Source organism: Paracoccus sp. TRP, from assembly GCF_000185925.1.
Lineage (GTDB): Bacteria > Pseudomonadota > Alphaproteobacteria > Rhodobacterales > Rhodobacteraceae > Paracoccus > Paracoccus kondratievae.
The window spans coordinates 62651-75111 of the sequence record NZ_AEPN01000004.1; the positions used below are offsets into that span (position 1 = coordinate 62651).

Sequence of the window (12461 nt, forward strand, 5' to 3'; positions counted from 1 at the left end):
ACCTCTTTCGACTCAATGACAGCAGAGTGAAACGGCAGCCGTTTTCGGGCAAGCCGGGTTGCGACGCGGCGGTTGTCAAAATGCGTCAGGGCGGGGCGCAGATCTCCCGTCGGGGCGCTGTATTTTTGTCGCAGTGCTTTGACTTTTTCCGCCCGGCGAAAACGGCTATCACCGGAACCAGCCACAAGGGGAAGCCGATGTTCTGGATTATCTGTGCCGCGCTGGCAGGGATGGTGACCGTCGCCATCGCAGCACCGCTTCTGCGACGGCAGGGCGACGAGGCCGAGCCCGCCGCCGCCTATGACCTGCGGGTCTATCGTGACCAGCTGCGCGAGGTCGGCAGGGATCTGGAACGCGGGGTGATAGATCAGACCGATGCCGAGCGTTTGCGTGTCGAAATCGGCCGCAAGGTTCTGGCCGCCGACCGTGCGCTGCAACGTGCCGTCAGCGGCCAACGCTCGCCTGGGGGGTGGGTGGCGCTGGTCGCACTGGCACTGCTGCTTGTCGGGGCGTTCTTTCTTTATCAGCGGCTGGGTCAGCCTGATCGCCCCGATGCCCCCATCGCGCAGCGCATCGCCGATGCACAGGCCCTTTACGACAGCCGCCCCACTCAGACCGAGGCCGAGGCCAGGGCCCCCCAACCCGAACGGCCCGAGCCCGATGCCGAATATACCGCGCTGATCGACCAGCTGCGCGAAGTGGTTCAAAAGAATCCCAACGATCCGCGCGGGCTGGAACTGCTGGCCGAGCATGAAGAGCGGCTGGGCAATCTGGTCGCGGCCAAGGATGCTCAGCGCCGTCTGGTCGCGCTACGCGGCGATCAGGCCAGCGCCGAGGATCTGGCGCGTCTTGCCGGGCTGACAATCGAGGCGGCAGGCGGGCTTATCACCAGCGATGGTGAAAAGGCGGTTGCCGAGGCGCTGGCGCGCGACCCGCGCAACCCGCAGGCGCGTTTCATGGTCGGGCTGCTGCACTTGCAGAACGGCCGTCCCGACCGCGCCTTTCCCATCTGGGCGGGCCTTTTGGCCGAAGGGCCGGAAAGCGCGCCGTGGATTGCCCCCATCCGCGCCGCGATCAGCGATCTGGCGTGGCTTGCCGGGCAGCCGGACTATACCCCGCCCGAGCCCTCGACCCTGCCCGGCCCCGACGCGGATGCGATAGCAGCCGCGCAGGACCTGCCACCCGAAGAGCGCCAGAAGATGATCGAAGGGATGGTCAAGGGGCTGGAATCCCGGCTGGCAACCCAGGGCGGTACTCCCGAGGAATGGGCGCGGCTGATCTCTTCGCTGCCTGTGATCGGGCAGCAGGACCATGCGAAAGTCGTGCTTGGCGAGGCGCGGCAGCGGTTTTCAGGCAATCAACCGGCGCTGGATCTGATCGAGGCGGCCGCAAAGCAGGCGGGGCTGGAATGATCTGCGAGACCGTCGAGGCTTTTGCCGAAGCTCTGCCCCGCAGCGGCGCAATCGTCGGGCTGGATCTTGGCACCAAAACCATCGGCGTTGCGGTCAGCGACGGGCTGCGCGGTGTCGCATCCCCGCTTACCGTGATCCGGCGGACGAAATTCACGCTGGATGCACAGGCGCTGTTGAAGATCGTCGATGAGCGTGCGCTGGTCGGGCTGGTGCTGGGCCTGCCTCGCAATATGGACGGCAGCGAGGGGCCGCGCGCCCAGTCGACCCGCGCCTTTGCCCGCAATCTTGAACGGCTGACGCCGCTGCCGATCACCTTTTGGGATGAGCGACTGTCCACCGTCGCGGCCGAGCGGGCGCTGCTTGAGGGCGATACCTCGCGCAAACGCCGGGCAGAGGTAATAGATCAGGTTGCGGCAGGCTATATCCTGCAAGGGGCGCTCGACCGGCTGCGCTTTATCGGATGAAACCGTCCAGCCCCTGCATCCAGATCTGCCAGATCTATGCAGACAGCGGCCTTTGCCGCGGCTGCCTGCGCAGTCTTGATGAGATCGCACGTTGGGCCAGCATGACCGAGGCCGAGCGGCTGGCAATCATGGCCCAGCTGCCTGACCGCCAGCTGACAGGGCGAAGGGCGGATTAACGCGTCACCACACGCACTTCGCGGATCGCCGTCTTGAGCCGCAGCCGGGTTTCAGCCGGCTCACGCGCCACGGCATCCAGAATCGCCCGCATGTCGCCACGCAGTCCGTGAAGCTGGTCTATCAGCGACAGAACCAGCGCCAGAGCCTCATCATCCAGATGATAGCCTTCGGCCAGGTCAACCACGAGATTCAGCCGCGCAAGGTCGATTTCACGAAACAACGGCCCCTGCTCGGACTGAACCGGCACGACGACACCGGAACTGACGTAACGCTCCAGCTGCTCGGCCGTCAGGTCGCTGACGGCCTCCAACGTTTCGGACAGGGTGTAATGCCGCTGGGTCATCTTCTCCCCCTTGGATCATAGGCATGGTCGCGGCGCCATTGTTCCATGAAATGTTCCAGTTCTGCGTCGATGCGCGACGGCATGACGATTTTCAGGATCACATGCTGATCGCCGCGCCGGCCGCCCTCGCCCCGCAGGCCGCGGCCTTTCAGCCGCAGCTTTTGACCGGAACTTGCGCCGCGAGGGATGGTCAGCATGACAGGGCCGTCGATGGTTTCGGCCTCGACCTTGCCACCTAGCACGGCCTCATCAATGGTGATGGGCAAAATGGTTTCGACATCGTCGCCGTCGCGCCTCCAATCCGGGTCCTCGGCAACGATCAGGGTCAGCAGTGCGTCGCCCGGGGGGCCGTCGCCCATGCCCGCCCCGCCCCTGCCGCGCAGGCGCACCACCTGACCGTCGTGCGCGCCTTCGGGGATTTTCACATCCAGCACGCTGCCATCAGGCATGGTGATCCGGGTCGATCCGCCCCGCGCGGCGGTCATAAAGTCGATTTCCAGCGTAAAGCGCTGATCGGGACCGCGCATATCAAAGCTTTTCGCACCGCCGCGCCAGCTGCCCCCTCCGCCCCCGCCGCCACGGCCAAAAAGATCCGAGAACACATCCGACAGATCGTCAAAGCCCTGATGTTGCCGATAGGGATTGTCGTCCGATTCGGCATATTCGCGGTAGTAATGCCGCTGCTGACGTTCTTGCCCCGAGGCGTCGATTTCACCCCGGTCAAAGCGCGCGCGCTGTTCGGGGTCCCTGAGCAGTTCATAAGCGGCGGCGGCCGCCTTGAAGCGATCATGCGCGACGGGATCAGAGTTCAGGTCCGGATGGTCAGTCTTGGCGATCCGTCGATAGGCCCGCTTGATGTCGTCCTGACTGGCGTTCTTGTTCAGCCCCAGCGCCTTGTATGGATCGTCGGCCATGGCCGGGTCATCCTTTCTTCACCTGTCATCGGGGGAACGCAAAGGCGCCCCCTGGGTTTCCTGCCCGATCCGGCCCGGACGGGGCGCAGAGAAGGTGCCGCCCGGCATGAACCCCGCCCCCAGCGGCAAAGCAGCAGCGCCCAATGCACGGGCACTGCGGCCTAGGGTTCCGGCGCGTACCTCGGGCAAGGTCACGCCGTGGTGACGCATCCGGGCCAGACTGGCGGAGGTCGCCTCGACCAGCGCAGCGCGCAATTTGTCCGGCATTGCACCGTCGATCACCACCAGCGGAAAGTCCAGAGCGGCCACCGCTCCTAAGGCTGCATGGGACAGCACCTGTGCCGATTTGTCCAGCCATTCACACAGGATATCAGGCGGCAGGTCCCATGCCGCGTCATCCAGCGGCAGGTCATGGCCCAGCGTCGCCTCAAGCACCGAAACCGAGGCCACATCCAGCACCTGGCGCCCGCCCGGTACCGGAAATGAACCCATTGCCCCTGCATTGCGCGACGGCCCAAGCCGCAAGCGCCCGTCCAGCACGACGCCGCCCCCGGCAAAATGGGCAATGTAGAAATACAGGAAATTTTCGGGCAGCTCGGCCGTCCCGAACATCATCTCGGCCCCGCAGGCACAGGAGCCGTCGTTTTCCAGCCAGACCGGCATGTCCAGCACTTCGGCCAGCTCGGCGCGCAGGTCGCGGCCGCGCCAGGGCTCCATCTCTCTCGCCCAATCCCACAGATAAAATGGGCTTGCGATGCCCATACCCGACAGACGCGCACGCTGCGCCTCGGTTAGCCCGGCAAGAATCTCGTCCGCGCTGGCGATGGCAAAGTCGCGGATCGCGTCAGGATGGGGAAAGGCATGAGGCAGCACCCGCATCTGTCTGATCTGCCCCGAAAAATCGACCAGCACCAGCTCGGCCAGCCTGCGCCCGACCTTGAGACCCAGAAACAGCGCCCCCTCGGGCGCAAGTGCCAGCGGCAACAGCGGCTGACCGACCTTGCCGCGCCGCCGCTCGCCCCCTGCGTCCAAGAGACCCGCAGCGATCAACTCACGCGTGATGTTTGAGACGGCCTGTGCCGACAGGCCCATTGCCTGTGCAAGCGCGGCGCGCGGCATCGGGCCATTGCGGCGGATCAACCACAGAATCAGGCGCTCATTCTGGCCCCGCACCCCTTGGGGGGTCGATCCGGCTGGCATGGTCGTGGGCATGGCTTTTCTCCTCTCACCCTATAAATCAACGAAATTGATTTATTGACAAGCCACCTTTTGTTCGGCAGCCTTCCGCAGGCAATGGCGGCCCCTTTGGCCGAGAGGAGGAAAACCACATGACCAAGACTGGATTGCTGCGTGCAGCGCTGGCGGGCACGGCACTGACCCTGCTGGCGGGTATGGCGCAGGCGGAAAGCGCCTGCCTGATCACCAAGACCGACACCAACCCCTTCTTCGTCAAAATGAAAGAGGGTGCCCAAGCCAAGGCGGCCGAACTTGGGATCGAGCTGAAATCCTATGCCGGACGCATTGACGGCGACCACGAAAGCCAGGTCGCGGCGGTCGAAGCCTGTATCGCCGACGGCGCCAGGGGCATCCTGATCACCGCTTCGGACACCAAGGCAATCGTCGATTCCGTCAAGGCGGCGCGGGATGCGGGCCTGTTGGTCATCGCACTGGACACACCGCTCGACCCGATCGACGCGGCGGATGCGACCTTTGCCACCGACAACTTCAAGGCGGGTGAGCTGATCGGCCAGTGGGCAAAGGCAACGCTGGGCGACAAGGCCGCCGAGGCCAGGATCGCCATGCTGGATCTGGGCATCTCGCAGCCCTCGGTCGATGTGCTGCGCGATCAGGGCTTCCTGCAAGGTTTTGGCATTGAACTGGGCGACCCGAACAAATGGGGCGATGAGACCGATCCGCGCATCGTCGGTCATGAGGTCACTTCGGGCAACGAAGAAGGCGGGCTGAAGGCAATGGAGACCTTGCTGGCCAAGGATCCCGACATCAATCTGGTCTATACCATCAACGAACCGGCCGCCGCCGGGGCCTATGAGGCGCTAAAGGCCATTGGTCGCGAAAAGGATGTGCTGATCGTATCTGTCGATGGCGGCTGCCCCGGCGTGCAGAACGTCAAAGACGGGGTAATCGGCGCCACGTCGCAGCAATATCCGCTGGATATGGCGTCGAAAGGGATCGAGGCAATTGCCGCCTTTGCGAAAGATGGCACCCGCCCCGCACCGACCGAAGGCAAGGATTTCGTCGATACCGGCGTGCAGCTTGTCACCGACAAGCCGGCCGAGGGCATCGAATCCATCGACAGCACCAAGGGCACCGAGCTTTGCTGGGGCTGATGCCCGGCTGAACCGCGGGGCGGGGCGCGAAGGCGCGCCCCGCCCGATCACAGGCAGCGGGCGCCGCGGGGGGTGGCGTCCTTCAAGGGAGAAGACCGTCCATGTCATCCGACACCAAGACGGCCGCCAGCTACGAGGAGGGCCTGCGCGGCGCCTCGGACAAGGTTGCCGAATTTCACGAACCAAAATCCGCCCTGAAGCGCCTGCAGCACTGGCTGCATATGACACCCTCGGCTGTGCCGATGATCGTGCTGATCGCGGCGATCATCATCTTTGGCCTGAAGGAGGAAAACTTCTTCAGGGCCGTCACACTGTCCACGATCCTGCAGCAACTTGTCATCGTCGGTATTCTGGGCTGCGCCCAGTCACTGGTGGTACTGACTGCCGGGATTGACCTGTCGGTCGGGGCGATCGCCGTCTTTTCATCGGTGCTGATGGGACAGTTCACCTTTCGCTATGGCGTCCCGGCGCCACTTTCGATCGGGCTGGGGCTTGCAGCGGGGACGGCGATGGGCTTTGCCAACGGCTGGCTGGTCGCACGGGTCAAGCTGCCGCCCTTTATCGTGACACTCGGCACCTGGCAGATCATTCTGGCGGCGAACTATATCTATTCCGCCAATGAGACGATCCGTTCATCGGAAATCGCGGCCGAGGCACCGGCCCTGCAATTCTGGGGCTATTCGATCCAACCCGGCGGGGTGAAGATCCTCTACGCCGTCTTTCTGATGATCGCGCTGGTCGCGCTACTTGCCTATGTGCTGCGCCACACAGCCTGGGGCCGACATGTCTATGCCGTGGGAGATGATCCCGAAGCGGCCGAGCTGGCCGGCGTACGAACCCGTCGCGTGCTTATTCAGGTCTATGCGCTGGCCGGGCTGTTCTGCGCCATCGCCGGCTGGGTAATGATCGGCCGGTTCGGCTCGGTCTCACCCTCGGCCTCGACCGGGCAGTTAGGCAATATCCAGTCGATTACTGCCGTGGTGATCGGCGGGATCAGCCTCTTTGGCGGGCGCGGTTCGATCGTCGGCATGTTCTTTGGCGCGCTGATCGTCGGCGTCTTTGAGATGGGGCTGAAGATGGTCGGCACTGACCCGCAATGGACCTTTTTCCTTATCGGCATGCTCATCATCATCGCCGTGGCGGTGGATCAATGGATCAGAAAGGCATCGGCATGACCCGGGAACCGCTTTTGAAGGCGCGCGGCCTCGTCAAGCGCTATGGCAAAGTCACTGCGCTGGACCACTGCGACTTTGACCTGATGCCGGGCGAGATTCTGGCTGTCATCGGCGATAACGGCGCGGGCAAATCCTCACTCATCAAGGCCCTGTCAGGGGCGATCCAGCCCGATGAAGGCGAGATCATGCTGGAGGGACGGCAGGTCCGGTTCGCAAGCCCGCTGGATGCGCGGGCGTCAGGGATCGAATGCGTCTATCAGACGTTGGCCATGTCCCCTGCCCTGTCCATCGCAGACAACATGTTCATGGGGCGTGAACTGCGCAAACCCGGCATCATGGGCAAGTGGTTTCGCAAGCTTGACCGTCCGGCCATGGAAAAATTCGCCCGCGAAAAGTTGAATGAACTGGGGTTGATGACCATCCAGAACATCAATCAGGCGGTCGAGACGTTGTCGGGGGGCCAGCGTCAGGGCGTCGCGGTGGCCCGGGCCGCGGCGTTTGGTTCGAAAGTGGTGATCCTTGACGAACCGACAGCAGCGCTGGGGGTCAAGGAAAGCCGCCGCGTGCTGGAGCTGATCCGCGACGTGCGTGCGCGCGGCATCCCGATCATCCTGATCAGCCACAATATGCCGCATGTCTTTGAGGTCGCGGACCGCATCCACATTCACCGGCTGGGCCGACGGCTGTGCGTGATCCGGCCGCAGGATTATTCGATGTCGGATGCGGTTGCCTTTATGACCGGCGCCAAGGTACCGGACGAGGCGGCAACGGCAGCCTGAGTTGCGTGGTCGCGGGGGGCTCTGCCCCCCGTCCTTTGGACTCCCCCCGGGATATTTTTGCATGGAAGAAATACTGGATCGGATTGCACAGCTGGGCCCCGGTCGGCGGGTGGTCGCGATTGCAGGCGCGCCGGGTTCGGGGAAGTCGACACTGGCCGCGCAGCTGGTTGCGAGACTATCCGGCGCGGTTCTGGTTCCGATGGACGGGTTTCACCTGGACAATCGGCTGTTGGACCGGGATGGCTTACGCAGCTGCAAGGGCGCGCCCGAGACATTTGACGCCGCCGGTTTCGTCAAGCTGATCGAGCGCCTGAAAACCGGGGGCGAGGTGATCTACCCGCTTTTCGACCGCGAGCGGGATCTGGCCATTGCCGGTGCCGGGCGGGTCGAAGCGGAAACCCGGCTGATCGTGGTCGAGGGCAATTACCTGCTGCTTGATCGCGTGCCATGGCGACAGCTGGCCGCACTTTGGGATCTGTCGGTGATGCTGGATGTGCCCCAGGACGAGTTGCGCCGCCGCCTGACCGCGCGCTGGCAGGGGCTGAGTCGTTCGCCGGCCGAAGTGATGGCGCATCTGGAAAACGACCTGGGCAATGCCGAGGTGGTGCTGCGCGAATCTATGACGGCCGATCTGGTTGTGCAGCCAGAGTCTATTTCTTTGGCCGAAACGCCTTGATGTACGCCGGGTCGGTTTCGATCCAGGCAGCGCCGATCAGGTCAAGGCAATAGGGCACTGCTGCGAAAACCGCATCGAGGCAGGTGGCGATGGCTGAGGGTTTGCCCGGTAGCGTTATAAGCAACGAAGCCCCCCGGATGCCGGCAGTCTGGCGCGACAGGATGGCGGTCGGAACCTCGCGCAGGCTGGCGCGGCGCATCTCTTCGCCAAAACCCGGCAGCTCCTTTTCAATCACATCTGCGACAGCCTCGGGCGTCTGGTCGCGCGGGGCGGGGCCGGTGCCGCCGGTGATCAGAATGAGATCGGCGCCCTGATGATCGGCAAGGTCACGCAAACAGTCGGCGACCGTTTCGCGCCCGTCGGGGATGATGCGGCGGCTGACGATCATGGGCGAGGTGATGGTCGCGCGCAGCCAATCCTCGGCCCCAGGCCCGCCTTTGTCCTCATATTCCCCGCGAGAGGCGCGGTCCGAGACGGTGACAATGGCAATATGGGCGGGGCGGATGGCGGAACTTTGGGTCATGGCGATATCTTGGCCCAGCCCGCGTCCGAAGAAAAGCGGATCTCAGCTGCGCCGCGCCGCCTCGATGCCCGCGACGTCGATGCGGGTCATCTGCATCATCGCCTCGAATGCGCGCTTCGCCTCATCCCCTCCGACGGCAAGTGCCTCGGTCAACGCTCGGGGAGTAATCTGCCACGAGATGCCCCATTTGTCCTTGCACCAGCCACAGGCGCTTTCCTGGCCGCCGTTGCCGACGATCGCGTCCCAGTAACGGTCGGTTTCCGCCTGATCCTCGGTCGCGATCTGGAACGAGAATGCCTCACTATGCTGAAAGACCGGACCGCCATTCAGCCCGATACAGGGAATGCCCGCGACGGTGAATTCCACTACCAGCACATCGCCTGCCTTGCCTGAGGGGTAGTCACTTGGCGCCCGTCGAATTGCGGTGACAGCGCTGTCGGGAAAGGTTTCGGCGTAAAAGCGGGCGGCCTCTTCTGCGTCCTTGTCATACCAGATGCAGACGGTGTTCTTGGGTACGGTCATCGCAAGCTCCTCCCTGAACCGTTGGCTGGGGGCAAACGTTTCAGGAGTGGCGAGGTTCCAGCATATGAAAGGCCGCGGGTTTGTCCGCGGCCTTTGAGGTAAGGATCTGGCTGCGGCTACTTGAACCGCGCGTTCCGGTTCGCGACCAGCTTGAGCCGCAGCGCGTTCAACCGGATAAAGCCCGCCGCATCTTTCTGATCGTATGCGCCGGCGTCATCCTCGAAGGTGACGTGACGTTCGCTATAAAGCGAGTGATCCGACCAGCGGCCAACCGTATGAACGCTGCCCTTATAGAGTTTGAGCCGCACGGTGCCGGTCACATGTTCCTGACTTTTGTCGATCAGCGCCTGCAGCATCTCACGCTCGGGGCTGAACCAGAAACCGTTATAGATCAGCTCGGCATAGCGCGGCATGATCGAGTCCTTGAGGTGGCCCGCGCCGCTGTCCAGCGTGATCTGTTCGATACCGCGATGGGCCTCTAGCAGGATCGTGCCGCCGGGCGTTTCGTAAATGCCACGCGACTTCATCCCGACAAAGCGGTTCTCGACAAAGTCGAGCCGGCCGATACCATGCGTGCGGCCGTATTCGTTCAGCCGGGTCAGCAGGGTGGCGGGCGACAGTGCCTCGCCATTGATCGACACGGCATCGCCACGCTCAAAGCCGATCTCGATATATTCGGGCTGGTCGGGTGCGTCCTCGGGGCTGACCGTGCGCTGATAGACGTAATCGGGCGCCTCCTCGGCCGGGTTTTCAAGCGCTTTGCCTTCGCTGCTGGTGTGCAGCAGGTTGGCATCGACGCTGAACGGGGCCTCGCCGCGTTTGTCCTTGGCAATCGGGATCTGGTTCGCCTCGGCGAATTCGATCAGCTTGGTACGCGAGGTCAGGTCCCATTCCCGCCACGGCGCGATCACCTTGATCGAGGGGTCAAGCGCATAGGCGGACAGTTCGAACCGCACCTGGTCGTTGCCTTTACCTGTCGCGCCATGGGCGACGGCATCTGCACCGTGACGGTGCGCGATATCGACCAGATGTTTCGAAATCAGCGGGCGCGCAATCGAGGTGCCCAGCAGATACAGCCCCTCGTAGACCGCATTGGCGCGGAACATCGGGAAAACAAAGTCGCGCACGAATTCTTCGCGCACATCGACAATATGGATGTTTTCCGGCTTGATGCCCAGCAACTCGGCCTTTTGGCGCGCCGGCTCCAGCTCTTCGCCCTGGCCAAGGTCGGCGGTAAAAGTGATGACCTCGCAGCCGTATTCGGTCTGCAGCCATTTCAGGATGATCGAGGTGTCGAGCCCACCCGAATAGGCAAGGACGACTTTCTTCGGCGCGTCGGACATGCAGATAACCCCCAATGGAATTTCGGCAGGGAATAGGATCATTCGCGGTGTGTCACAAGAGGAGCACGACAAAACGCCCCTTCCCCGTGCCATCGTACCCGTTTTGATAGGGCTATCAGCCCCTGTTCTCTCTTGCCAATCGGGAAAAATCGGGTCATTCGCGAATTCATGGAAAACTTTGCCGCCTCTGTCCGCCAGGCAGAGATCGCGCTGCGCGACCTCTTCGAGCCGACGCCCCTGCAAAAGAACGACCACCTTTCGGCCAAATACGGGGCCGAAATCTGGCTGAAGCGTGAAGACCTGACACCCGTGCGCAGCTACAAACTGCGCGGCGCCTTCAACGCCATGCGCAAGATCAGCGGCGGGGCAAAGGGGCATTTCGTCTGTGCCAGCGCCGGCAACCATGCCCAGGGCATGGCCTATGCCTGCCGCCATTTCGGCACCAAGGGCACGATTTTCATGCCGGTCACCACGCCGAAGCAAAAGATCGACAAGACCCGCATCTTTGGCGGCGATGCGATCGAGATCGTGCTTGCAGGCGACTATTTCGACCAGACGCTGGCCGCTGCGCAGGACTTTGCCCGCGCCCAACGCGCGACCTTTCTTTCGCCCTTTGACGATGCAGACATCATCGAGGGCCAGGCCACAGTCGGGTCGGAGCTTCTGGACCAGCTTGGCGGGGCGCCGGATCTGATCATCCTGCCGGTCGGCGGCGGCGGGCTTGCCGCAGGCGTCACCCGGCTGTTTGGCGAGCTGGCCCCCCGGACCCGCGCCGAATTCGCCGAGCCAGAAGGGGGCGCGAGCCTGCGCGAGGCCTTGCAATCGGGCGCGCCCGTCACCCTGCCCTCGGTCGATAATTTCGTCGATGGCGCCGCCGTGGCGCGAATCGGTGATTTGCCCTTCCGCGCCCTGTCGCACTTTACGGCGAACGATGTCCATACCGCGCCCGAAGACCGCATCTGCGCCACTATGCTGGAAATGCTGAACATCGAAGGGATCGTCCTGGAACCTGCTGGGGCGCTTGCCATCGACGTGCTGCGCGACATGCCCGATCTGGCAGGCAAACGCGTGGTCTGCCTGTGCTCGGGCGGGAATTTCGATTTCGAGCGCCTGCCCGAGGTCAAAGAGCGCGCCCAGAGATTTTCGGGACTCAAGCAGTATTTCATTCTGCGTATGCCCCAGCGCCCCGGCGCGCTGCGTGATTTCCTGCAGTTGCTCGGCCCCGAGGACGATATCGCCCGTTTTGAATATCTTAAGAAATCGGCCCGCAACTTTGGCTCGGTCCTGATCGGTATCGAGACTACGGCCCCCGAAAACCTCGACCGGCTGCGCGAGCGGCTGGAGGCTGCGGGGATCGGCTATCGCGACATCACCCGTGATCCGGTACTGGCGGAATTCCTGATCTAATCGCATCTCAGACACGGCCGCCTTGCTGGCAGGTCCGCCGTGTCCCGCCAAACCGGCCCATCAGCGCCTGTTTTGATTCCGAGTAACAGGCAAGCAAGGCCTCAACATCGACCTTTTCCGGGTGCCCTTCGGCCGCCTGACGCTCACCCGCGTCACAAAGACAGCCGAAAACCGCAAAGCCCAGGCTCCAGGCGCAGCCTTTGAGGAAATGCAGATCGGTTTCCAGGCGCAGCGCATCCAGAGGCGACAAGCGCATAATGACCCCTTCGACCTCGTCCAGAAACAGCTCCAGAATCAACTGAAACTCGTCATCACCGACTTCGTCACGCAGTTCGTTGATACGGTTCCAGTCCAGCACGGACACCCTCCGACAGAATC

General features: G+C 63.2%; 15 protein-coding genes. 8 read left to right on the top strand and 7 right to left on the bottom strand.

Annotated features, from left to right (window positions below):
- The first annotated feature begins 197 nt into the window (after positions 1-197).
- The 3 genes from ccmI to PARACOCCUSGL_RS0103790 are packed head-to-tail and all read left to right on the top strand — an operon-like array spanning position 198 to position 2052.
- Positions 198-1412: a c-type cytochrome biogenesis protein CcmI gene (gene ccmI / locus PARACOCCUSGL_RS0103780; RefSeq protein WP_040601691.1), complete on the top strand. Its 1215-nt coding sequence runs from the start codon at positions 198-200 to the stop codon at positions 1410-1412.
- Positions 1409-1876 carry a Holliday junction resolvase RuvX gene (gene ruvX, locus PARACOCCUSGL_RS0103785; protein WP_010393209.1) on the top strand — a complete coding sequence of 156 codons (468 nt, stop codon included), beginning with the start codon at positions 1409-1411 and terminating at the stop codon, positions 1874-1876. Before ccmI ends, ruvX begins: the two co-directional genes overlap by 4 nt.
- Complete coding sequence (locus PARACOCCUSGL_RS0103790; RefSeq protein ID WP_010393211.1) at positions 1873-2052, top strand: DUF1289 domain-containing protein; 180 nt, start codon at positions 1873-1875, stop codon at positions 2050-2052. Before ruvX ends, PARACOCCUSGL_RS0103790 begins: the two co-directional genes overlap by 4 nt.
- Here the strand turns inward: PARACOCCUSGL_RS0103790 and PARACOCCUSGL_RS0103795 are convergent.
- From PARACOCCUSGL_RS0103795 to PARACOCCUSGL_RS0103805, 3 genes are read right to left on the bottom strand one after another with little or no spacing between them, the layout of a single operon-like run.
- On the bottom strand, positions 2049-2396 hold the full coding sequence (locus tag PARACOCCUSGL_RS0103795) for a hypothetical protein (RefSeq protein WP_010393213.1): 348 nt from the start codon (positions 2394-2396) through the stop codon (positions 2049-2051). The genes PARACOCCUSGL_RS0103790 and PARACOCCUSGL_RS0103795 overlap by 4 nt on opposite strands.
- Positions 2393-3310, bottom strand: coding sequence for a DnaJ C-terminal domain-containing protein (locus PARACOCCUSGL_RS0103800; protein ID WP_010393215.1), 918 nt, complete (start codon positions 3308-3310; stop codon positions 2393-2395). Before PARACOCCUSGL_RS0103800 ends, PARACOCCUSGL_RS0103795 begins: the two co-directional genes overlap by 4 nt.
- Before the next feature lie 18 nt (positions 3311-3328).
- On the bottom strand, positions 3329-4522 hold the full coding sequence (locus PARACOCCUSGL_RS0103805) for an ROK family transcriptional regulator (RefSeq protein WP_010393217.1): 1194 nt from the start codon (positions 4520-4522) through the stop codon (positions 3329-3331).
- Between the two features lie 116 nt (positions 4523-4638).
- Between PARACOCCUSGL_RS0103805 and PARACOCCUSGL_RS0103810 the strand changes: the two genes are divergently transcribed.
- From PARACOCCUSGL_RS0103810 to PARACOCCUSGL_RS0103825, 4 genes are all read left to right on the top strand, one after another.
- Positions 4639-5658 carry a sugar ABC transporter substrate-binding protein gene (locus PARACOCCUSGL_RS0103810; protein ID WP_010393219.1) on the top strand — a complete coding sequence of 340 codons (1020 nt, stop codon included), beginning with the start codon at positions 4639-4641 and terminating at the stop codon, positions 5656-5658.
- A gap of 101 nt (positions 5659-5759) precedes the next feature.
- Complete coding sequence (locus tag PARACOCCUSGL_RS0103815) at positions 5760-6833, top strand: ABC transporter permease (RefSeq protein ID WP_010393221.1); 1074 nt, start codon at positions 5760-5762, stop codon at positions 6831-6833.
- A complete protein-coding gene (locus PARACOCCUSGL_RS0103820; protein WP_010393223.1) occupies positions 6830-7612 on the top strand; it encodes an ATP-binding cassette domain-containing protein in 783 nt (260 codons plus the stop codon). Before PARACOCCUSGL_RS0103815 ends, PARACOCCUSGL_RS0103820 begins: the two co-directional genes overlap by 4 nt.
- Positions 7613-7673: 61 nt before the next feature.
- Positions 7674-8288, top strand: a complete 615-nt coding sequence (locus tag PARACOCCUSGL_RS0103825; RefSeq protein ID WP_010393225.1) for an AAA family ATPase — start codon at positions 7674-7676, stop codon at positions 8286-8288.
- Here the strand turns inward: PARACOCCUSGL_RS0103825 and mog are convergent.
- The 3 genes from mog to PARACOCCUSGL_RS0103840 all read right to left on the bottom strand — a co-directional run bounded on the left by mog (position 8263) and on the right by PARACOCCUSGL_RS0103840 (position 10676).
- Complete coding sequence (gene mog / locus PARACOCCUSGL_RS0103830) at positions 8263-8811, bottom strand: molybdopterin adenylyltransferase (protein WP_010393228.1); 549 nt, start codon at positions 8809-8811, stop codon at positions 8263-8265. The genes PARACOCCUSGL_RS0103825 and mog overlap by 26 nt on opposite strands.
- 42 nt (positions 8812-8853) lie before the next feature.
- Positions 8854-9333: a VOC family protein gene (locus PARACOCCUSGL_RS0103835; RefSeq protein ID WP_010393231.1), complete on the bottom strand. Its 480-nt coding sequence runs from the start codon at positions 9331-9333 to the stop codon at positions 8854-8856.
- 116 nt (positions 9334-9449) lie between these two features.
- Positions 9450-10676, bottom strand: a complete 1227-nt coding sequence (locus PARACOCCUSGL_RS0103840) for an argininosuccinate synthase (RefSeq protein ID WP_010393233.1) — start codon at positions 10674-10676, stop codon at positions 9450-9452.
- A 168-nt stretch (positions 10677-10844) separates the two neighbouring features.
- On the opposite strand from PARACOCCUSGL_RS0103840, the gene ilvA reads away from it, so the two are divergent.
- Complete coding sequence (gene ilvA, locus PARACOCCUSGL_RS0103845; RefSeq protein WP_010393235.1) at positions 10845-12083, top strand: threonine ammonia-lyase IlvA; 1239 nt, start codon at positions 10845-10847, stop codon at positions 12081-12083.
- A gap of 7 nt (positions 12084-12090) precedes the next feature.
- Here the strand turns inward: ilvA and PARACOCCUSGL_RS0103850 are convergent, their stop codons facing one another.
- Positions 12091-12441, bottom strand: a complete 351-nt coding sequence (locus PARACOCCUSGL_RS0103850) for a hypothetical protein (protein WP_010393237.1) — start codon at positions 12439-12441, stop codon at positions 12091-12093.
- Between the last annotated feature and the right edge of the window lie 20 nt (positions 12442-12461).